The 20,817-nt window shown below is 77.6% G+C and carries 11 protein-coding genes; 4 read left to right on the top strand and 7 right to left on the bottom strand.

Going from position 1 to position 20,817, the window contains the following annotated elements; translation table 11 throughout:
• Positions 1-137 precede the first annotated feature (137 nt).
• The 6 genes from ACF1AK_RS35490 to ACF1AK_RS35465 all read right to left on the bottom strand — a co-directional run bounded on the left by ACF1AK_RS35490 (position 138) and on the right by ACF1AK_RS35465 (position 7,902).
• Positions 138-1,292, bottom strand: a complete 1,155-nt coding sequence (locus ACF1AK_RS35490; RefSeq protein WP_391502965.1) for an acyltransferase family protein — start codon at positions 1,290-1,292, stop codon at positions 138-140.
• 265 nt (positions 1,293-1,557) lie between these two features.
• Complete coding sequence (locus tag ACF1AK_RS35485; protein WP_391502964.1) at positions 1,558-2,550, bottom strand: aldo/keto reductase; 993 nt, start codon at positions 2,548-2,550, stop codon at positions 1,558-1,560.
• A gap of 93 nt (positions 2,551-2,643) precedes the next feature.
• On the bottom strand, positions 2,644-3,426 hold the full coding sequence (locus ACF1AK_RS35480) for a BTAD domain-containing putative transcriptional regulator (RefSeq protein ID WP_391502963.1): 783 nt from the start codon (positions 3,424-3,426) through the stop codon (positions 2,644-2,646).
• A 102-nt stretch (positions 3,427-3,528) separates the two neighbouring features.
• A complete protein-coding gene (locus ACF1AK_RS35475; protein WP_391502962.1) occupies positions 3,529-4,785 on the bottom strand; it encodes an LLM class flavin-dependent oxidoreductase in 1,257 nt (418 codons plus the stop codon).
• A gap of 25 nt (positions 4,786-4,810) precedes the next feature.
• Positions 4,811-5,890 (bottom strand): LLM class flavin-dependent oxidoreductase, encoded by a 1,080-nt coding sequence (locus ACF1AK_RS35470; protein ID WP_391502961.1) that lies wholly within the window; start codon positions 5,888-5,890, stop codon positions 4,811-4,813.
• A 197-nt stretch (positions 5,891-6,087) separates the two neighbouring features.
• A complete protein-coding gene (locus tag ACF1AK_RS35465; RefSeq protein WP_391502960.1) occupies positions 6,088-7,902 on the bottom strand; it encodes an AAA family ATPase in 1,815 nt (604 codons plus the stop codon).
• Between the two features lie 204 nt (positions 7,903-8,106).
• Here ACF1AK_RS35465 and ACF1AK_RS35460 point away from each other — a divergent pair, with 204 nt between their 5' ends.
• The 4 genes from ACF1AK_RS35460 to ACF1AK_RS35445 all read left to right on the top strand — a co-directional run bounded on the left by ACF1AK_RS35460 (position 8,107) and on the right by ACF1AK_RS35445 (position 11,842).
• Positions 8,107-8,976 carry a 2-oxo acid dehydrogenase subunit E2 gene (locus ACF1AK_RS35460; RefSeq protein WP_391502959.1) on the top strand — a complete coding sequence of 290 codons (870 nt, stop codon included), beginning with the start codon at positions 8,107-8,109 and terminating at the stop codon, positions 8,974-8,976.
• A complete protein-coding gene (locus tag ACF1AK_RS35455; protein ID WP_391502958.1) occupies positions 8,973-10,061 on the top strand; it encodes an alpha/beta hydrolase in 1,089 nt (362 codons plus the stop codon). The genes ACF1AK_RS35460 and ACF1AK_RS35455 overlap by 4 nt, the downstream gene beginning before the upstream one ends.
• Positions 10,062-10,178: 117 nt before the next feature.
• A complete protein-coding gene (locus ACF1AK_RS35450; RefSeq protein ID WP_391502957.1) occupies positions 10,179-11,018 on the top strand; it encodes a BTAD domain-containing putative transcriptional regulator in 840 nt (279 codons plus the stop codon).
• Positions 11,015-11,842 carry a thioesterase II family protein gene (locus ACF1AK_RS35445; RefSeq protein WP_391502956.1) on the top strand — a complete coding sequence of 276 codons (828 nt, stop codon included), beginning with the start codon at positions 11,015-11,017 and terminating at the stop codon, positions 11,840-11,842. Before ACF1AK_RS35450 ends, ACF1AK_RS35445 begins: the two co-directional genes overlap by 4 nt.
• Before the next feature lie 362 nt (positions 11,843-12,204).
• Here ACF1AK_RS35445 and ACF1AK_RS35440 read toward each other — a convergent pair whose 3' ends face one another.
• The gene (locus ACF1AK_RS35440) at positions 12,205-20,799 is read right to left on the bottom strand and encodes an SDR family NAD(P)-dependent oxidoreductase (protein WP_391502955.1); all 8,595 of its coding nucleotides are present in this window, start codon (positions 20,797-20,799) and stop codon (positions 12,205-12,207) included.
• Positions 20,800-20,817: the final 18 nt, after the last annotated feature.

Genomic DNA, 20,817 nt, shown 5'->3' with positions numbered 1-20,817 from the left:
CCGGCGGCCTCCTGACCCGGCGGCCCCGGCCCCACGGGCCGGGCGGACGGGCCCCGTCAGGGGAGCCCGCCGCCCGGCCCGGGCCGTACGGAGTCCGCTCGGCCGGTACGGCCCGCGCCGCCCCGTACGGCCCGCGGTCACCCCGTGCGGCCGCCCGTCAGTGCCGGCTCCGGCCGCTCCCCGCGAGCGGCCGGGCGGCTCCATCGGCGCATCGCCGGGACCTCCACGAGCCGGAAACTGAGCCAGGACACCCCGATGGTCACGGCCAGCAGCACCAGGCCGAGGCCGGCCACCTCGGGCACCGACCAGACCTTCGTCTCGCCGAGGGCCAGCCGGACGTAGTGCAGCACCAGGTGGTGCGTCATGTAGAAGGCGAAGGAGATCTCGCCCAGACGCACCGCCAGCCGGCCGCGGAACGGCGAGCGGGTGCCCGTGATGTCCGCGCGTGCCGCCGCGGCGACCAGCAGGGCCAGCGGCAGCGCCAGCGTGGCGGTGAAGCCGTACGCCGTCGGCACCAGGGCCAGCTGGGCCGCCGCCCCGGCCGCGACCAGCAGCGCCGCGCCGGGCAGACCGAGCCGGATCCACCGGCCGGTGAGCATGATCCGGGCCAGCAGGATGCCGAGCACGAAGTCCAGGGCGCGGACCGCCGGGAACGCGACCAGGAACCAGTTCTGCGTCAGCGAGACCTTCAGGCCCGGCAGCTGGGGGCTGCCCGGCAGGGCGGTCTCGGCGACGAACGGGAGCAGCGCGATCGTCGCCGTCACGCCCCACACCCAGCCCCACAGCCGCTCCGGCCGGATCCGCCGGACCAGCGCGTGCAGCCAGGGGAAGGCCAGGTAGAACGCCAGCTCGACGCTGAGCGACCAGCTGGGCAGATTGACCGCCCGCATCACGTCCAGCTCCGGGACCCAGGCGTTCAGCAGGAAGAAGCTGGGCAACAGCCGGGCGGTGGTGAGCAGTTCACCCGCCGCGAGGGCCAGCAGCAGCGCCGCCAGCCAGGTCAGCAGATGGGTCGGGAAGATCTTCACCAGCCGGCGGCGCCAGAACCCCGTCCGGCTCTCGCCGATCCGGGCCGACCAGGTCAGGACGAACCCGCTCAGGATGAAGAAGAACTCCACCCCCAGCCAGCCCAGGCCGAAGGCGTAGCGGAACACCGCCGCGGCCGGGCCGGGGGCGAGGTAGCCCTCGACCGAGAGGTGGGTGAAGTAGACGATCAGGGCGGCGGCGAAGCGCAGCCCGGTGAGGGACGGAAGGTGCGAGAACGCGGCCTGTCTGCCGCGGAGTTCGGTCATCGCGGGTCCTTTGCGCAAGGCGGACGGAAGGGACGGCGACCGCTCGGTGCGGTCGGGCGGCCAGCCTCCATCGGGCTCCTAAACCACCTCCGCGCACGCGGCTAAACCCCCTGCGGCCACGCCCTTGCCATGTCCCCGACGGGCCGCTCGCACCCGCCCCGGCGCCCGCCACGGCGGCCGGCGCAGGGGCCGCGCCCGGGGCGGCGGCGGACAGCCGTCAGCACCGGACGGGCCCGGGGCCCGTCCGGTGCGCACCGCACGCCGGTCAGCGGTCGACGAACTGCAGACTGAAGTCGGTGAGCCGGGCGCCGGCGACCTGCTCGGCGGGCACCGCGGCCTCGATCGCGGCCAGCTCCTCGGGGCCGAGGGCGAGCGTCGCGGCGGCGAGGTTCTCCTCCAGGTGGTCGATCCGCCGGGTGCCGGGGATCGGCACGACGTCCTCGCCCCGGTGGTGCACCCAGGCCAGCGCCAACTGGCCCACCGACACGCCGAGTTCGATGGACAGCGGCTCCAGCCGGTCGACCAGGGCGAGGTTGACCGGGAAGTTCTCCGGGGTGAACCGCGGCTGGGCGACGGTCCGGAAGTCCTCCGGCCCGAACACCTCCGCGGCCCGGTAGCGGCCGGTGAGCAGACCGCGGCCGAGCGGGGCGTTGGGCACGATGCCGATGCCCAGCTCACGCGCGAGCGGCACGACCTCGCGCTCCAGGCCGCGGGAGAACAGCGACCACTCGGTCTGCACGGCGGCCAGCGGGTGCACGGCGTGGGCCCGGCGGATGGTCTCCGGGGCGGCCTCGGAGAGCCCGATGTGGCGCACCTTCCCGGCCTGCACCAGCTCGGCCAGCGCGCCGACCGTCTCCTCGATCGGCACCGAGGGGTCGATCCGGGCCGGGTAGAAGAGGTCGATGTGGTCCAGCCCGAGGCGCTTGAGCGAGGCGTCGGCGGACTCCTTCACATAGGCGGCGTCGCCGCGCACCGCCTGCCCGATCCCGTCGCCGGTGCGCACCACCCCGAACTTGGTGGCCACCACCGCCTCGTCGCGCCGGCCGGCCACCGCCCGGCCGACCAGTTCCTCGCTCAGGCCGTGCCCGTAGACGTCGGCGGTGTCGATCAGGGTGACGCCCAGGTCGAGCGCCCGGCGGATGGTGGCGACCGCCTGGTCCGGATCGGTCGGGCCGTAGAACTCGCTCAGGCCGAGGGCGCCGAGCCCCTGGGCACCGACTTCCAGGCCGCCCAGGTGGCGGGTGGGGACATCGTTCACTCGAATCGCTCCGTCATCGCTCGGGGATCGGTTCTGCCTCCTCCAGCGTGCCGAAGGCGACTAAACCGCACCCAAACGGGAACGGGGCGGACGTCAGGCCCGCACCGGGGCGGGCCTGCGCCGGGCGGGGGCGTCCGCGCCGACCTCCAGGATGGTGCGCTGGAGGTTGCGCAGCCAGCAGCCCGGCTCCAGGCCCAGCTCCCGGTTGAGGGTGTCGCGCGCGGAGTGGTAGACGGTGAGCGCGTCGGCCTGCCGGCCCGAGCGCCACAGGGCCAGCATCAGCTGGGCGTAGAAGCTCTCCTGCAGCGGGTGTTCGCGGATCAGGCAGCGCAGCTGGGAGACCACCTCGCGGTCCCGGGAGAGCATCAGCTTGGACTCCACCAGCAGTTCGCTGCACTCCAGCTGGAGCTCCTGCAGCCAGGCCGCGAAGGTGTTGACCACCGGCCCGGCCTGCAGGCCGGCCAGCACCGGGCCGCGCCACAGGGCGACGGTCTTCTCCAGCAGGTCGCAGGCCTCGTCGTAACGCCGTTCGCGCATCATCGCCCGGGCGGCGGGCAGTTGCTCCTGGAGGGTGTGGAAGTCGACGGCCTGCGGCGGCGTCCACAGGACGTAGCCGGGCGCCCGGGTGATGACCGGCTCGGGCTCGCCGGGGCGGGTGAGCAGCTTGCGCAGCTGCGAGACGTAGACGTAGACGGCGTCCCGGGCGCGCTGGGGCGGCGTGGCGGGCCACAGCTCGCGCACCAGGTCGTCCACCGAGACCACCTGGCCCATCCGGGCGAGCAGGACGGCCAGCACCGCCTCGGTCTTGCGGGAGGTGATCACGACCTGGCCGTCCGCGTCACTGACCCTGAGCGGGCCGAGTACCTCGTACCTCACCGGTGCTCCTCCTCCGCGCCCGCCCCTTCCGCCGTCCCGCCGCGCACGTCCGCGCGGCCGTCGCGGGGGCCTTGCAGCGCGTCAACAAATCCTGGACGGCGGCTATTCCCGCGGCCCGGCGGGATCCGGTCCGCGGGCGGGCAGGCCGAGGTTGTCGCGCAGGGTGGCGCCCTCGCGGTACTCGGCGCGCAGCACACCGCGTTCCTGCAAGTGGGGGACGACCAGGTCGGTGAACTCGTCGAAGCCGACCGGGTTGAGGTGCCCGGCCAGGATGTAGCCGTCCGCGACGCCGCTCTGGACGTCGGCGTCGATCCGGGCGGCCACCGCGGCGGGGGTGCCGGTGAAGGTGTGCCGCAGCAGCGTGCGGATCGCCAGCTCGCGCACCGACAGGCCCTCGGCGAGCGCCCGGGCGTACAGCGTCGCGGCGGGCGAGCCGGGCGGCGCCGCGGGCGGGGGCGGCGGGTCGTCCGGGTCGCGGCCGGACAGGTCCGCCGCCCACAGCTGCCCGATCCGGGTGAGCGCGATCGCCGGGGTGATCTGCCGTGAGGCTACCTCGCGGGAGCGCTCCTCGGCCTCCGCCGGGGTGTCGCCGAGGATGAACCCGGCGCCCGGCATCACCTTGAGCGCGTCCGGGTCCCGGCCCAGCGCCCGGGCCCGCGCCCGGAGGTCGGCCCGGAACCGCCGGCCGGGCCCGGGGCGGTCGTGCAGGCCGAAGACGATGTCGGCGTGGCGGGCCGCGAAGTCGCGCCCCTGCCCGGAGTCCCCGGCCTGCACCAGGACCGGGCGGCCCTGCCGTCCCGGCGGCAGGGTGAAGCGGCCCTCCAGGTCGAAGTGGACGCCCCGGTGGCGGTAGGGGGCGAGGCCGCCGCGCCAGAGGGTGTCGGCGGCCCGGACGAACTCCTCGGCGCGGGCGTAGCGGTCGGCGGGCGCGAGGTGGGCGCCCCGGCGGAAGTTGACCCCGGCCTCGGGGTCGGCGGTGGTGACCATGTTCCAGCCCGCGCGGCCGCCCGAGAGGTGGTCCAGGGAGGCGATCTGCCGGGCGAGTTCGTACGGTTCGTTGTAGGTGGTGCTCATCGTCGGGACGAGCCCGATGTGCCGGGTGACGGCGGCCAGCGCGGACATCACCGTCGGACTGTGCGGACGGCCGGCCACCTCCAGGTCGTCCAGCCGCCCGGCGTGTTCGCGCAGCCGCAGGGTCTCGGCGATCAGGAAGAAGTCGAACCGGCCGCGTTCGGCGGTGCGGACGGCGTGCCGGAACGAGGCGAAGTCGATCTGGCTGCCGGAGCGGGGATCGTCCCAGACCACCCAGACGCTGTGCGGGAAGGTGGCGGCGAGCAGGACCTGTCGGCGCGGTCGCACGGGCACGGTTCCTCCTGGTTCCTCGTCAGACGCTGCGGCCGGAGAGCCGGTTGTCCGGGGCGGGCAGGCCGAGGCGGGCGCGCAGCGTGGCGCCCTCGTACGACCGGCGGAAGGCACCGCGCAGCTGGAGCTCGGGCACCAGGCCCCGGACGATGCCCGGCAGGTCCCGCCCGGGCGAGGCGGGCAGCAGCCGCACGCCGTCCAGACCGGTGCGCTGCCAGGCGAGCAGCGATCCGGCGAGCGCCTCCGGGGTGCCGGCGAACGCGCCGGGGCCGGCCGTGCGGCGGGCCGCGGCGCGGCGCGGGTCGGTGTCCAGGGCCACCGGGCGGTCGGCGAACACCAGCAGCGGCCCGGTCCGGGCCCCTGCGGCCTCGGCCTCGGCGGCCCGCAGGGCGGCGAGCTGCGCCCGGGCGTCGTCCGGGTCGGCGGCGGTCAGCAGGGCGAGGTCGGCGGCGCGGGCGGCGAGCCGGCGGCTGCCCTCGTCGCGCACCGCGACCAGGACCGGCGGCTGCCCCTGCGGCGGGCGCGGGGTGACGGACGGTCCCCGGACGGTGAAGTGGCGGCCCCGGTGACCGACGGGCCGCACCCGCGCGCGGTCCAGGAAGCGGCCGCTCGCGGCGTCGCGGATCTCCGCGCCGTCCTCCCAGCTGTCCCACAGGGCGCGGATCACCTCGACGGCCTCCTCGGTCTCCGCCAGCCGCTCCTGCGGGGTGCCCGGGGCGCGCCCGGCGTTGCGGTCCTCGGCCGGGTCCAGCCCGGGCCGCACCAGGGCGGCCGCCCGGCCGCCGGTCACGAAGTCCAGGGTGGCGAGGGCGGTCGACAGGTGGAAGGGCTCGCCGTGGGTCGGGGTGACCGTCGGCGCGATGCCGATCCACCGGGTCGACGCGCCCAGGGCGGCGGCGAGTTGCAGCGCCTCCGGCCGGGCCGTGCCGTCCGGCGCCGGGCGGTGGGCGTCGTCCAGGGTGATCAGGTCCAGCAGCCCGCGCTCGGCCTCGGCCACCCGCTCGGCCCACCGCTCCGGCGGCAGGGGCGTCTCGCGCTCCGGTACACCGCCCGGGTCGCCGTCCAGGGCCACGGCCAACCGCAGTACCGCGCTCGCCGCCATCAGGCACCACCGCACTCTCCCCGTGCCCCGCAGGGCCGGACGACCTCCACCGTCCGTCCCCGGCGGGGACGGCAGGCACGGCACGCTAGCCACGCCCCGCCGCGGGCGGCAATCGCGGTTCGGCGCGGCTTCAGCCCGGGTTCAGCACGCCGGGCGGGCCGGGCCCGGAGGCGCCCCGCACGACGCACGACGACGCGCTACGACGCCCGGCGGTGCTCCTCGACCACCAGACGGACCAGCGCCGCACGGGACCCGATGCCCAACTTGCGGTAGGTGCGGGCGATGTGGACCTCGACCGTACGGGCGCTCAGGCCGAGCCGGTCGGCGATCTCCCGGCTGCGCAGGCCGGTGCCGGCCAGTTCGGCGATCTCCCGTTCCCGCTCGGTGAGCAGTTCGAAGGCCGGACCGGCGGACGATCCGGTTGCGGCCGGCTCGGCGGGTGCGGCGGGCAGGGACGAGCGGGGCGGCCGGGCGGAGGCCGGCCGCCGGGGCGGGGCCGCGCCACGGCGGCCCGGCCGCTCCTCGGCCTGCGGCCGACCGGGCCCGGAGGCGTCGGGGCGGTTCCCCCGGCCCAGGCGCGCGGTGGCCTCGGCGAGCAGGCCGCGCGAGCCGGTGCGGGCCGCCACCTCGCCCGCCGCGGCCAGCAGTTGGCCGGCCACCCGGTCGTCGGCCCGGTCCTGGTGGCCGAGGGCCGTGAGCGCGGTGCCGAGCCAGTGCCCGGCCAGGTCGGTGTCCCCGCTGCGCAGCGCGGACCGGGCGGCCTCGGCGAGGACGGCCGCGTCCTGCGGGTCCCGCCCCGGGGTGGCCCGTTCGATGTGCGGGGCGAGCCGTTCGGCGGGGGCGCCGCGGCCCGCGAGGACGCCGACGGCCCGGCGGTGGGCGTCGGAGCGCCAGCAGAAGTCGGTGCCGTCGTGGACCAGCCAGCGCACCAGCGGGTGCCGGAAGGTGCTCCGGGGGCCGCCGGCCAGCGGGCGCAGCAGGTCGAGCCGGCGCAGTTCGTCGATGGTGCGGCAGGCCTCGTCCTCGCTCGTCCCGGCGACCGCGGCGACCGCCTGGGCGTCCAGCTCGGTGCCGAGCACCGAGGCCGCGTCGAGGACGAGCCGCTGCTCCGGGCCGAGGACGGCGAGTTCGGTCACCAGGTGCCGGGACAGCCGGTCGGGCAGGGCGGCGTCCGGCGGCAGGCCGCGCAGGTCGGCCAGCGAACCCTCCGGGCGGCCGGACAGCCGGCCGGGGCAGACCCCGGCGAGCGCCAGCAGGTAGAGCGGGTTCCCGTGCGCGTCCCGGTGCAGGGCGCGCAGCCGGGGGCTGGTGGCGGGCAGGTCGAGCAGTTCGGCGGCCTGGGCGAGGCCGAGCCGGCCGAGCTCGATCCGCCGGGTGGTGCCGAGCTGGCTGCCCCGGGCGAGGGTGGCGCGCAGCGTCTGCGGGGCCTGCCGGGGCCGGTGGGAGACCACCAGCGCGAGCGGCGCGCGCACCGGCCAGCGGATCAGCCGGTCGAGCAGCGCGAGCGAGCCGGGATCGGCCGCGTGGACGTCGTCCAGCACGATCAACAGGCCCCGGCAGGTGTGCTGTTCGAGCAGCGCGCGCAGCCGCTCCGGGTTCGGGCAGCCGCCCGCCGAGGCCTCCACGGAGGCGGAGATCCGCCGGAGCAGGGCGAGCAGTTCGTCGCGCAGCCCGGCGCGGTCGGCGAGGCCGATCCAGTCGCGCAGGATCTGCGCGAACAGGCCGCCCGTCAGGTGCTGTTCGGCGGGGTCGGCCAGTGCCCGCAGGACGGTGAAGCCGCGGGCCGAAGCGTCCTCGGCGAGTGCGGTGAGCAGCCGGGACTTTCCGCTGCCCGGGTCCCCGGCGAGCTCCACCACCGTCTGCCGACCCGGTGTCACCTCGTCGAGGACGTCGCGCAGTTGCTCCAGTTCGATGCGCCGGACGGTGTCCGTGCGGAGGCGGATGCGGTCGCGGGCCACGATGCCGGCGTCCCGGAGTTCTCGGTGCCCTCGGGTCTCTCGGACTGCGATCACGGTTGCTGCCCCTTCCCCCGGTGGCGGGCGGAACGGCGGATCCCCCCGACCGCTGTCGATCATAGCTTCGAACACGGGACAACCGGCCGGACGAAACAAGGATTTCACGAACCCCGTGACCGGTCCGGACCTCCCGCTTCAGGTCTCGTTTGGCCTCGTCCGCCAGGCTCGGCACCTCTGCCGGTCCGACCCGAGAGGCCCGTGATGACCAATCCGACCGGAGCCGGTCTCCGTCTCGCACCACCGCCGCGCGAGCGGCGGCACACCCTGTACTTCCTGGAGGCGATCCGGGACTTCTCGCCCGTCTTCCTGGACACCGAGGTGGACGCCACCCGTCTGCTGGAGGACCGCGCCCGGGCCAGGGCCGCCGGACAGCGCCGCTCGGTGGTCGGCTACCTGCTGGTGGCCGCGGGCGGGGTGCTGGCCCGTCACCCGGAGGCCAACTCCGCCTACCGGGGCGGCCCGCGCCCCCGGGTGGCCGCCTTCCCGACGGTGTCCGGCAAGGTCACCCTGGACCGCACCCTCGGCGGCACCCGGGTGGTGCTGTCCACCGTCGTGCCCGAGCCGCACACCGCCGGCCTCGCCGAGGTGCAGCGCCGGCTGGACCGCGTGCTGGACGGCGACCCGGCCGAGCTGCCCGAGTTCGCCGGCATCCGGGCCCTGCACCGGCTGTCCTGGCTGCGCGGCCGGCTGCGGTTCGCCCGGGCCGCCCGCGATCTGCGGCTGCGCCCGCTGATCACCGGGACCTTCGCGGTCACCTCGCTCGGGCACCGGCCGGTGGACGGCTTCCACTCGGTCGGCGGGACCACCGTGACGCTCGGCGTCGGCCGGATCGTCGAGCGCCCGGTGGTCCGGGACGGCGCGATCGTCGCCGCACCGGTGTTCCGGCTCAGCCTGGCCTTCGACCACCGGGTCATCGACGGCGCGGAGGCGGCGGACGTCCTGGCCGAGATCCGCACCGCGCTGGAGGAGTGGCCCGGCCCCGGGGACGCCGGACCGGACGCCGAACCGGACGCTCAACCGGCCACCGCCCCGGTCGCCGGTCCCGCCGTGCGGTCGGAGGCGGGCGCATGAGCGGCCGGGCCCCGGCGAACGACCTCGCCGAACTCAAGCAGTTCGTGGTGGCGCAGGCCACCTCCCAGGGCATCACCCCCGCCGAGTACGGCGCCGTCCTGGACGGCGTCGTGGACGACGGCGACGGCGGCCCCGGTTCCTGGGTGCGCCGCTGGACCGAGGCGGGCGACCGGCTGGAACGCGACGGCCGGCTGCTGGAGGCCGGCCGCTACTACACGATGGCCCGCTTCCCCTACCCCTCCGGTTCGGCCCGCCGGGAGGCCGAGGACCGCGCCCGCGCGGTGTTCGCCCGCTGGGCCGCCGGCTTCCCCGGCATCGAACGGATCGAGGTCCCGACCGCGGCCGGCCCGGTGGCCGCCTGGGCGGGCGGGCTCTCCGCGCAGGAGCCCCGGCCGCTGCTGCTGATGTCGGGCGGGATCATCAGCCTCAAGGAGCAGTGGGCCCCCGTCCTGCTGCAACTGGCCGAGTTCGGCCTGGCCGGGGTGGTCACCGAGATGCCCGGCGTCGGCGAGAACCCGCTGCCGTACGACCTGACGGCGCCCGCGCTGCTGCCGGCCGTCCTGGACGCCGTCGCCGACCGCGCCGACACCTCGCGGACCTACGCACTGGCGCTCAGCTTCAGCGGCAACCTGGCGCTGCACGCCGCGCTCGCCGATCCCCGCATCCGCGGCGTCGTCGGCGCGGGCCTGCCCGTGCACGACTTCTTCACCGACCGGGTGTGGCACGCCACCGTCCCCCGGGTCACCGTGGACACCCTCGCCCACCTGGCCCGCACCGACGCCGGATCCGTGTTCGACGCCCTCGCCCCGCTCGCCCTGGGCCCGGAGCGGCTCGGGGCCGTCGACGTCCCGGTGGCCCTGGTCACCAGCGCCCGCGACGAGATCATCCCGCCCTCCGACACCGACCGGCTGCTGCGCTCGCTGCGCAGCCTGCGCCTGCGGGTGCACGACGACGTGCACGGCTCGCCCCGGTTCTTCCCGCAGACCCGGCTGTGGACGCTGCTGACGGTCCTGCGGATGAGCGGCGGCCCGCTGGAGAAGCGGCTCGCGCTGGCCGCCGAACTGCGCGCGCTGGACCGGAAGTGAACCGGCGGTAAGCAGTGCACGAGGGCCGGGGGCGCCCGTACGTAGTTCCGCTGATGTGCGGACGCCCCCCGGTGGGACAACCTGGGCCGGACGACATCCCCCCCCCAGGAGGCCGCTGTGAAGTACAAGTTGCTCGGGAGCCTGCGCGTCACCACGGAGCACGGCACCTCGGCCGTCAAGGCCCGGAACATGGAGGTGCTGCTGGCGACCCTGCTGATCCGGGCCAATGAGGTGGTGTCCGTCCCGCAGCTCGGTTTCGAGATCTGGGGCGACGCCCCGCCACGGCGTCACCTGGCCGCGATCCACGTCTACATCTCCCGGCTGCGCAAACTGCTCGCCGACGGCCGGCCGGAGAGCGTGATCGCCACCCAGTCCCCCGGGTACGTCCTGCGGCTCGGCCCGCAGGACCGGCTGGACTCCGACGAGTTCCAGCAGCTGATGCAGACCGGCCGCACCGCCGCCCGCGAGGGCCGTACCGAACAGGCCGCCGCCGCCTTCGAGGAGGCCCTCGCCCTGTGGCACGGCCCCGCGCTCGGCGACCTGCGCTCCGGACCGATCCTGGAGGGCTTCGCCACCTGGGCCGAGGAGGCCCGGCTGGAGTGCCTCGGCATGCACGTCGAGACCGGCCTGGCCACCGGACGCCACCGCGAACTGATCGGCAGACTCTACTCGCTGGTCGCCGAGCACCCACTGCACGAGGCCTTCCACCGGCAGCTGATGATCGCCCTGTACCGCTCGGAGCGGCAGGCCGACGCGCTGCGCGTCTACCGCGCGGCCCACCGCACCATCACCGCCGAACTCGGCATCGAGCCCGGCCGGGCACTGCGCGAGGTGCAGCGGGCGATCCTGCTGTCCGACCGGAGGCTCGACCTGCTCCGCCCGCAGCGGGGCGAGTCCGGCGAAGCCGCCGAGTCCGCCGAGCGGGCCGGCCGTGCGGAGCGGCAGGCCGCCGCATGAGCGCCGTCGGCACCCCGTCCGTCGACAGCGCCCTGTGGGTGCGCCGCTTCGGCGGCGGCCCCGCCGCCCCCGGAGCCCCCGGCGCCCCCGGCGCCCCCGGCGGGCGGGGCCGCGAGCCGCTGCGGCTGCTCTGCCTGCCGCACGCGGGCGGCTCGGCCTCGGTCTTCCGGCCCTGGTCCGCGGCGGCCGGCCCCGACATCGACGTGCTGGCCCTGCAGTACCCGGGCCGTCAGGACCGCTACCGGGAACCGGCCGTCGCGAACCTCCCGCGGCTGGCGGACCTGGCCGCGCCCGCCGTCCTGGCCGGGGTCGGCGACGGCCGCTACGCCCTGTTCGGCCACAGCATGGGCGCCCTGCTCGCCTTCGAACTCACCCTCCGCCTCGAACGCGCCGGCCGCGCCCCGGAGCTGCTCGTCGTCTCCGGCCGGCGCGCGCCCTCCACCCGGCGCGACGGCGAGTACGACCACCTCACCGACGACCGGGCCCTCACCGCCCACCTGCGGGAGCTCAGCGGGACCGACCCGCGGCTGCTGACGGACGAGGACGCGCTGCAGATGATCCTCCCGGCCGTCCGCGCCGACCTGACGGCCGTGGGCGGCTACCACGCCGGACCGGAGGTCACCGTGCGCACGCCCGTCCTCGCCCTCACCGGCGACGCCGACCCCTGGGTCACCCCCGCCGAGGCCGCCGCCTGGCAGCGGCACACCACCGCCGGCTTCGAACTCCGGATCCACCCCGGCGGCCACTTCTACCTCGACGGGCGCGAGCAGGAGCTGCTCGCCCTGCTGGGCGACCGCCTCGGCCTCGCACCCCTCCCTCGCTGACCGCTGCACCGCACCGCACTCCGCCGGAGTGGGAAGTCGGACCCGCCGACTTCCCGCTCCGGCTTTTTGGCGGTGCTTCGGCTCCTTGCCGCCGCTCCGGCCCCGGCCCCGCGTGGTGGCGCGGGCTGCGGGGCGTGGGTCGTGGGACGGCGGCCCTCGGGCGCAGGCCACGCGGCGGTGGGCCTCGCGGCGCGGGCCAGGGGGCGCAGGCCATGCAGCGGTGGACCTCGCAGCACAGGCCCTGGGGGCGCGGACCTCGCGGCGCGGACCTCGCGGCACAGGCCCCGGGGCACGGGTCGGACATGGCAAGGCCCGGTGCCGTCCGGTCGACTGCCGGACGGCACCGGGCCTTCCGCCGGCCGCTACAGGCCGAGCTGCCGGTCGATCAGGTCGAACAGCTCGTCGCCGTCGGCCTCCTCCAGCCGGTCGGCGAAGCCGTCGCCCTGCCCCGCCGCGCGGGCGGCGCGGACCTGGTCCAGGGCCGCCTGGAGACGGGCCGCCAGTTGGTCCAGCTCCGCCGCCCCGGCGTCCCCGGCGGTGAGCCCGGCCAGCGCCGACTCCATCGCCGCGAGCCCGGCGAGCGGCGAGGCCGCCGCGGCCCGGTCGGCGCCGGCGTCGCCGGCGTGACCGTTCTGGTCGGCCGGGGTCACCAGTCCGGTCAGGTGCCGGGCCAGCGCGGCGGCGGTGGGGTGGTCGAACAGCAGCGTGCTGGGCAGCCGCAGCCCGAGCAGGGTGCCCAGGCGGCCGCGCAGTTCCACCGCCGTCAGCGAGTCCAGTCCCAGGTCCAGCAGTCCCCGGTCCACCGGCAGGGCACCCGGATCGGCGTGTCCCAGCACCTCGCCGACCGAACGGCGCACCAGGTCCAGGACGGCGCGGCCGCGTTCCTGCGGCGCGAGTGCGGCCAGCGTGCCGCGGCGGTCCGGCTCGGCGGCGACGGCCGCGCGTTGCGGCGTCGGGCGCCCCAGCAGCTCGCGCAGTGCGGCCGCCGGCCCTCCGCCGGGCCCACCGGCCCCGGGCGCCGCCAGCCGTGCGGCGACCGCGACCGGCCGACCGGCCGTCAGCGCCTCGTCCAGCAGCGCCAGCGCGTTCGCGGCGGGCAGCGGGGCGATCCCGGTCCTGGCGATCCGCGCCCGGTCGGCGGTGCTCAGCTTCTCCCCCATGCCGTCGCCCTCCCACAGGCCCCACGGGAGGGAGAGCGCGGGCAGCCCGGCCTCGTGCCGGTACCCGGCGAGTGCGTCGAGGAAGGAGTTCGCGGCCGCGTACGAGCCCTGCCCGGCTGTCCCGAGCACCCCGGCGACCGAGGAGAACAGCACGAAGGCCCGCAGCGGCAGCTCCCGGGTCGCCTCGTGCAGCGCCCACGCACCGGCCACCTTCGGCCGCAGCACGGCGGCCACCCGCTCGTCCGTCAGCCCCTCGACCAGCCCGTCGTCCAGGACGCCGGCGGCGTGCACCACCCCGGTGACCGGACGGCCTTCCGGCGCCTGCGCCAGCGCGGCCCGGACCGCCGCCGGATCGGCGACGTCACCCGTGACCGGCACCACCGCGACCCCCCGGCCCGCCAGTTCCTCGGCCAGGCCGGGCGCCACGCGCCCGCTGCGGCTCAGCAGCACCAGCCCGCGCACCCCGTGAGCCTCCACCAGGTGCCGCACCAGCACCCCCGCCAGCGCCCCGGACGCACCGGTCACCAGCACGCTGCCGCCGCCGAACGCCCCGCCGCCGGCGGAGCCGCCCGTCGGGGCCCCGGGCTCGGCGGCCGCCTCGGCACTCCCGTCGCCCGACGCCCCGGCACTGCCCGAGTCATCCGTCGGCGCCGCCGACGGCGCACCGGCCACCGCAACGCTCCCGGCACCGCCGGGACCGTCCGCCGAGGCCACCGCCAGCCGTGGTGCCAGGACCTGCCCGGCGCGCAGCAGCAGGTGGGGCTCGTCCTCGGGCCAGGCGAGGGCGGGGAGCGACGGCCGGGTGCCGGGCGGCAGGTCGGTGTCGAGCAGCAGGATCCGGCCGGGGTGTTCGGCGGCGGCGGAGCGGATCAGGCCGCCGGCCGCCGCCGCGGCGAGCGCCTCGGCGCTGCCCTCGGCCGCCGCCGGCAGCAGGACGACCAGGCGGGAGGCCTCGTGGCGGGGGTCGGCCAGCCAGGTCCGCAGGGTGCTCAGGGCCCAGCCGGTGGCATGGGCGACCTGGTCGGGGACGGGGAGGTCCGCCGGACGGGGCGGCAGGGTCAGCCCGACGACCGCCGGTACGGGGTCGGCGAGCTCGGACAGGCTCTCGACCAGGACGGCCGGGTGCGGGTCCGCCGCGAGGGCCAGCCGGCGGGTGCCGGGGACGAGCAGCGGGTCGTTCCGGCGGGCGGCGGCGAAGCGCTCGGCGGGCACCTCGGCGAGTTCGAGGGCACCGGCGTGCAGCAGCGGGGCGCCGTCCGCGTCGTAGAGGGTGACGGCGCCACGGTGCTCGCCGTCCGGGACGATCCGGGCCCGCAGCGGTCCGGTCGGGACCGCCGCGTACGGGCGGACCTCGCGCCAGGCGGCGGGCAGCCGCAGCGTGGTGCGGTCGTCGGACGGCAGTCCGGCGTGCGCCCAGGGGTGCAGCGCGGCGTCCAGGGCGGCGGGCGGCACCACGAAGCGCCGGTCGGCGTCCCGGGCGCCCTCGGCGGGGCCGGCGAGTTCGGCCCACAGCGTGCCGTCGGGGTGCTGCCAGGCGGCGGTCACGGTGCGGAAGGCACCGCCGTAGCCGAGGCCGTGGGCGTCGAGGGCGGCGTACAGCTCCTCGGCGGCCACCGGCCGGGCGCCGGGCGGCGGCCAGCTGCCCAGCGGCGGGGCCGGCTCGGCCGGGGCGGGCGCGAGCACGCCTCCGGCGTACCGGGTCCAGGGTTCCTCGTCGGCGGTGTCGGGGCGGGCGTGGATGCGAACGGCCCGCTCCCCGTCGGCGTCCGCCGGGTCCAGCCCGACCTGGAGCCGCAGCGCCGGGCCGTCCGGGAGCAGCAGCGGGGCGTGCAGGTCGAGGGCGGCGACGACCGGCAGGCCGGCGGCGCGGCCCGCGTGCAGCGCGAGGTCGAGCAGGGCGGTCGCGGGCAGCACGGTCGCACCGGCCACGGTGTGCCCGGCGAGCCAGGGGTGCTCGCGCGGGTCGAGGCGGCCGGTCAGCACCGTCCCGGCGCCGTCGGCGAGTTCGACGGCGGCTCCGAGGAAGGGGTGGCCGGCGGTGGTGAGCCCGGCGGCTCCGAGGTCGCCGGCGACGGCCGGGGCGTCGAGCCAGTGCCGGGTGCGCTGGAAGGGGTAGGTCGGCAGGCCGGGGGCCGACCGGCCGGCGGCGCCCAGGACGGCGGGCCAGTCGACGGCGGCCCCGGCGGCGTGCACCGTGGCGACGGCCCGCAGCAGGGTGTCGGCCTCGCCGCGTTCGCGCCGCAGCACCGCCGCGGTGACGGCCGGCAGGTCCTGCGGGTCCTGCTGGTCCTGCGGCTCACCGGCCAGCACGTCCTCGACCAGGGTGGTGAGCAGCGTGTCGGGGCCGATCTCCAGGTAGCGCACGGTGCCGAGGTCCCGCAGGGCCCGCACGCCGTCGGCGAAACGGACGGTCCCGCGCACCTGGCGCACCCAGTGGTCGGGCCAGTCGGTGTCCGCCGGATCGGCCGGGCGGCCGGTGAGGTCGGAGACGAAGGGGATCGCCGGACGGCCGAAGGCGAGGCCGTCGAGGGCGGCGCGGAAGTCGTCCAGCATCGGGTCCATCAGCGGGGAGTGGAAGGCGTGGCTGACGGTCAGCCGCCGGGCCTTGACCCCCGTGGCGGCGAGCCGGGCGGCGACCGCGAGCACGGCGTCCTCCGCGCCGGAGACGACCGTGGCCCGCGGGCCGTTGACGGCGGCCACCGAGGCCCGGTCGGTGTGCCCGTCGAGGGCGGCGAGCACGTCCGGCTCGGCGGCCCGGAAGGAGAGCATGATCCCCTCGGCGGGCAGCGCGTCCATCAGCCGGCTGCGTGCGGCCACCAGGGCGACGGCGTCGTCCAGGGTGAGCACCCCGGCGGTGTGGGCGGCCGCGACGGCGCCGATCGAGTGCCCGAGGACGGCGTCCGGCCGCACTCCCCAGTGGTCGAGCAGCCGCACGAGGGCGAACTCCACGGCGAACAGGGCGGGCTGGGTGTAGCCGGTGCGGTCCAGCAGGCCGGTCTCCTCGAACATGACCTCCCGCAACGGCCGCTCCAGGTGGGGCGCGAAGGCCTCGCACACCTCGTCGAGCGCGGCCGCGAAGCGCGGGTACCTCTCGTACAGCTCCCGGGCCATGCCGACGCGCTGGCTGCCCTGGCCGGTGAAGACGAAGGCGGTCCGGCCGCTCCGGGCGGTGCCGCGCAGCAGCTCCGGGGAGTCCGCTCCGGCGGCCAGCGCCCGCAGCCCGTCGGCCAGTTCGGCGGGCGAGGAGCCCAGCACCACCGCGCGCTGCTCGAAGGCCGTCCGGGTGACGGCCAACGCGGCGCCGGCTTCGGCCAGTTGTTCCCCGGGCAGGTCGGCGGCGAAGGCGAGCAGCCGGTCCGCCTGGTCCCGCAGCGCGGGCGCGGTGCGCGCCGACACCGGCCAGGCCACCGGCCCGGCCGCGCCCGGCCGCTCCGGGACCCCGGGCGCCCCGGGCGTCGAAAGCGCCTCGGCCGAAGCAGGTGCGTCGGCCGTCGAAGGCGCACCGGACGGCGAAGGTGCGTCGGACGTCGCGGGCGCGTCCGCCGGCGGCGCCTGTTCGAGGATCACATGGGCGTTGGTGCCGCTGATCCCGAACGAGGACACCCCGGCCCGGCGCGGCCGGCCGGCCTGCGGCCACTCCCGCGCCTCGGCCAGCAGCTCCACCGCCCCGGCCGTCCAGTCCACGTGCGGCGAGGGCGCGTCCAGGTGCAGGGTCGCGGGCAGCCGGCCCCGCCGGATCGCCTCGACCATCTTGATCACGCCCGCCACCCCGGCCGCCGCCTGGGTGTGGCCGATGTTCGACTTGATCGAGCCGAGCCACAGCGGCCGTCCCTCCGGCCGGCCCTGCCCGTACGTGGCCAGCAGGGCCTGGGCCTCGATCGGGTCGCCGAGGCGGGTGCCCGTCCCGTGCGCCTCGACCGCGTCCACACCGTCCGCCGTCACCCGGGCGGAGGCCAGCGCGGCCCGGATGACCCGCTGCTGGGCGGGCCCGTTCGGCGCCGTCAGCCCGTTCGACGCACCGTCCTGGTTGACGGCCGTGCCGCGCAGCAGGGCCAGCACGGGGTGCCCGTTGCGCCGGGCGTCGGAGAGGCGTTCCAGGACGAGCACGCCCGCGCCCTCGGCCCAGCCGGTGCCGTCGGCGCCAGCCGCGAAGGGCTTGCAGCGCCCGTCGGGGGCCAGGCCGCGCTGGCGGCTGAACTCGACGAAGGTGGCGGGGGTCGCCATCACGGTGACGCCGCCGGCCAGGGCGAGCGTCGCCTCGCCGCTGCGCAGGGCCTGGGCGGCCAGGTGCAGCGCGACCAGCGAGGAGGAGCACGCCGTGTCCACGGTGACCGCCGGGCCCTCCAGGCCGAGCGCGTAGGAGACCCGCCCGGAGGCGACGCTGCCGGCGCTGCCGCTGACCAGGTAGCCCTCGTAGCCGTCGGGCGCCTCGGGGGCCTGGCTGAGGCGGGAGCCGTAGTCGTCGTACATCACGCCGACGAAGACGCCGGTCCGGCTGCCGCGCAGCGTCCCCGGGTCGATGCCGGCCCGCTCGACGGCCTCCCAGGCGGTCTCCAGCAGGAGCCGCTGCTGCGGGTCGGTGGCCAGCGCCTCGCGCGGGCTCATGCCGAAGAACGCGGGGTCGAAGTCGGCGGCGTCGTAGAGGAATCCGCCCTCGCGGGCGGCGGAGGTGCCGGGCCGCTCCGGGTCGGGGTGGAAGAGCCGGTCCAGGCGCCAGCCGCGGTCCTCGGGGAACGGGCCGACCGCGTCGACGCCGTCGGCGACCAGCTGCCACAGCTCCTCGGCGGAGCTCACCCCGCCGGGGTAGCGGCAGCCGATGCCGACGATCGCGACCGCATCGTCGGTCACCGGGACCGGCGGATCGAGTGGCCGGTCCTCACCGGTGCCGGGCCGCGAGGGCAGCAGGGTGTCGCCCAGGTGGGCGGCCAGGGCCGCCGGGCTCGGGTGGTCGAAGACCAGGGTGCTGGGCAGCGTCAGGCCGGTCGTCGCGTTGAGCCGGTTGCGCAGGTCGACGGCGGCCAGGGAGTCGAAGCCCTGCTCGGTGAAGGAGCGGTCCTCCTCGACGGCCTGCGGCCCGCTGTGCCCGAGCACCGCGGCGGTGGCGCCGCGGACCAGCTCGCGCAGCAGCGCCCCGCGCTCGGCCTCCGGCAGTGCGGCGAGCCGGTCCGCGAGCGGCGTCGCGCCGGACCCCGCCGCCGGTGCGGCGTGCGCCGTGCGACGCGGGGCCGGGCCGGCCTGCGCGCGCAGGGGCGCGGGCAGCGGCGCCCCGGTGGCGGCGGGCGTCGCGAGGTCCAGCCGGACCGGGGCGAGCAGCGGCCGCGCCGTTCCGAGCGCGTCGTCGAGCAGGGCGAGCGCCTCGGCCGGGGGCAGCGGGGCGATGCCGGTCCGGGCCAGCCGTGCGAGGTCGGCGGCGGAGAGCCGGCTGCCCATGCCGTCGCCGTCCCACAGGCCCCAGGCCAACGACAGCCCGGGCAGGCCTTGTGCGTGCCGGTGGGCGGCGAGTGCGTCGAGGAAGGAGTTCGCGGCGGCGTACGGGCCCTGGCCCGCGGTGCCGAGCAGACCGGCGACCGAGGAGAACAGCACGAAGGCCTTCAGCGACAGGTCGGCGGTCGCCCGGTGCAGCGCCCAGGCGCCGTCGGCCTTGGGCCGCAGCACGGCGGCGACGCGTTCGGGGCTGAGGCCCTCGGTCACGCCGTCGTCGACCACGCCGGCCGCGTGCAGCACGGCGGTGACCGGCAGCCCGGCGGGCGCCTGGGCCAGCGCGTCCCGCACGGCCCCCGGGTCGGCGACGTCGGCGGCGACGGTCGCCACAGCGGCCCCGGCCGCCGTCAGCTCCTCCACCAGGCCCGGTTCGACGGTGCCCCGGCGGCTGAGCAGGAGCAGGCCGCGGACTCCGTGGGCGTGCACCAGATGGCGGGCGACCAGCGCGCCGAGCGCCCCGGAGGCGCCGGTGAGCAGAACGGTTCCGTCGCCGACGTCGGCGCGGCCGTCCGGGAGTTCGGCGCGGGTCAGCCTCGGCCGCAGGAGCGTGCCGTGACGGAGCGTCAGCTCATCCTCCTGGTCGAACTGCCGGGCGTCCACCGTCACCCGCTCGCCCGGACCGGCGTCCAGCAGGGCCACCCGGCCCGGGTGTTCGGCGGCGGCGGAGCGGAAGAGACCGCGGACGGCCGCCGCGGCGAGGTCCTGGACCGGGTCGTCGCCGCCGGTCGCGACGGCGCCCCGGGTGAGCAGCACCAGCCGGGAGGCGGCGAAGCGCGGATCGGCCAGCCACGCCTGGAGCACCGGCAGCAGCTGCCGGACGGCCGCGCGGGCGGCCTCCGCCGGGTCGGCGGCACCGTCCGGGGCGTCCGCACCGTCCGCGCCGACCGGGGTCGCGTACGGGAGCAGGACGAGCGGCGGCACCGCCTCCGGGAGGCCGTCCAGGGCGGTCACCGCGCCGCCGGGCGGCAGCAGGTCCGGCTCCGGGCGCTGCCCGTCGAGGACGAGCACGGCGGCCTCCCCCGCGTCGGCCGGAGCGGAGGGCCCGGCCGGCGCCGGCTCCCAGGCGAGCGCGTACAGCGAGCGCTCGGCGCTGCTCCGCAGGGCGCGGGCCAGCGCCTCCGGGGCGACCGGGCGCAGATCCAGCCGCGCGACGTCGGCCAGCGGCTCGCCCCGGCCGTCGGCGAGCGTGAGCCGGTAGCCGCCGTCGACGGGCCGCAGCGCCACCCGGGCGGCGACGGCGCCCACGGCGTGCACGGCGACACCGTTCCAGGCGAAGGGCAGCAGCAGGCCGGGCCCCGCGTCCGCCGAGCGGCCGTGCCCGGCGAGCAGGTGGAGGGCGGCGTCCAGCAGGGCCGGGTGCAGCCCGTACGCCCCGGCGTCGGCGGCGGGGCCCTCGGGCAGCTCGACCTCGGCCCAGAGCGTGCCGTCCGTGGCGCGCCAGGCGGAGCGCAGGCCCTGGAAGGCGGGGCCGTAGCGGTAGCCTTCGGCGGCGAGTCGCGGGTACAGCGCGGCCACGTCCAGCGGTTCGGCGCCGGCCGGGGGCCAGACCCGCAGGGAGTCCGGCGCGACGGCGGCCGGTCCGGCGGCTTCGGCCGGTCCGGCGGCGAGCGTGCCGGTGGCGTGCCGGGTCCAGGGCGCTTCCTCGTCCCCGGCCGGGCGGGCGTGCACGGCCAGCGCCCGCCGGCCCTCCGCGTCCGACGGCCCCACGGAGAGCTGGAGCTGCACGGCCGCGTCGGCGGCCAGCGGCAGCGGGGACTCCAGGGTCAGCTCGGCCAGGTACGGGGTCCCGGCACGCTCCCCCGCCCGGAGCGCCAGTTCGACCAGGGCGGCGCCGGGCAGCAGCGGGGTGCCGAGGATCTCGTGGTCCGCCAGCCAGGGCAGGGCGGCCGGGGAGAGCCGGCCGGTCAGCACCAGGCCGTCGCTGCCGGGCAGCCGCAGTTCGGCGCCGAGCAGCGGATGGCCGGCGCGGTCGAGGCCCACCTCGCGCGGGTCGGCGGGGGTGGGGTCGGCGTCGAGCCAGAAGCGCCGGTGCTCGAAGGGGTAGGTGGGCAGTTGGGGGGCGTCGGCGATGCTGCCGCTCACCCCGGTCAGGGCCGGCCAGTCGACAGCGGTCCCGGTGACGGCCAACCGGGCCAGGGCGGTCGCCAGGGCCGGCGCCTCGGGGCGCTCCCGGCGCAGGGCGGCCGCGGCCGCGGTGGGCGCGTCCGCGCCGAGGGCGGCCTCGACCAGCGGGGTGAGAACGGCGTCGGGTCCGAGTTCGAGGTAGCGGGTGACACCCTGCTCCCGGAGGGTGCGGACCACGTCGTGGAACCGCACGGCCGAGCGGATGTGCCG

The organism is Kitasatospora sp. NPDC015120, assembly GCF_043080305.1.
Classification (GTDB): Bacteria; Actinomycetota; Actinomycetes; order Streptomycetales; family Streptomycetaceae; genus Kitasatospora.
Note: the sequence above shows the minus strand (reverse complement) of the source record. Positions and strands in the feature narration are given on the sequence as shown.

Coding starts and splice junctions, on each gene's coding strand:
- ACF1AK_RS35490 (WP_391502965.1), bottom strand. CDS start 1,292: ATGACCGAACTCCGCGGCAGACAGGCCGCGTTCTCGCACCTTCCGTCC.
- ACF1AK_RS35470 (WP_391502961.1), bottom strand. CDS start 5,890: ATGGCGGCGAGCGCGGTACTGCGGTTGGCCGTGGCCCTGGACGGCGAC.
- ACF1AK_RS35460 (WP_391502959.1), top strand. CDS start 8,107: ATGACCAATCCGACCGGAGCCGGTCTCCGTCTCGCACCACCGCCGCGC.
- ACF1AK_RS35455 (WP_391502958.1), top strand. CDS start 8,973: ATGAGCGGCCGGGCCCCGGCGAACGACCTCGCCGAACTCAAGCAGTTC.
- ACF1AK_RS35445 (WP_391502956.1), top strand. CDS start 11,015: ATGAGCGCCGTCGGCACCCCGTCCGTCGACAGCGCCCTGTGGGTGCGC.